The sequence below is a fragment of the Pseudomonas sp. UBA7500 genome, from assembly GCF_002478435.1.
In the GTDB taxonomy this organism is placed as follows: Bacteria; Pseudomonadota; Gammaproteobacteria; order Pseudomonadales; family Pseudomonadaceae; genus Aquipseudomonas; species Aquipseudomonas palmensis.
Genome location: NZ_DLNW01000046.1, coordinates 1 through 491 on the forward strand (window position 1 = coordinate 1; position 491 = coordinate 491).

Here is a 491-nt window from a genome sequence, read left to right on the forward strand (position 1 = left end):
CGATCAGCGAGACCGGTACCGCCACCAGCGGGATGATCGAGGCGCGCCAGGTCTTCAGGAACAGGATCACCACCAGCCCCACCAGGATCAGCGCCTCGAACAGGGTGTGCACCACCGCTTCGATCGAGCCGCGCACGAACACGGTGGGGTCATAGACGATGCTGTAGTCCATGCCCTCGGGGAAGTCCTTCTTCAGCTCGGCCATCTTGGCGCGTACTTCGTCGGAGATCTCGATGGCGTTGGAGCCAGGGCGCTGGAAGATCGGGATTGCCACCGCCGGCTGATTGTTGAGCAGCGAACGCAGGGCGTACTGGCTGGAGCCCAGCTCCACCCGGGCGATGTCCTTGAGGCGGGTGATTTCACCGTCGGCGCCGGAGCGGATGATGATGTTCTCGAATTCCTCTTCGCTCACCAGGCGGCCCTGGGTGTTGACCGACAGCTGGAAGCTGGTGGCCCCGGGGGCGGGCGGCGAACCGAGCTGGCCGGCGGCC

General features: G+C 65.6%; 1 protein-coding gene. It reads right to left on the bottom strand.

Features of this window, described 5'->3' with window-relative positions:
• On the bottom strand, positions 1-491 hold a 491-nt coding region (locus B4I46_RS19115), incomplete at both ends, for an efflux RND transporter permease subunit (RefSeq protein ID WP_286901371.1).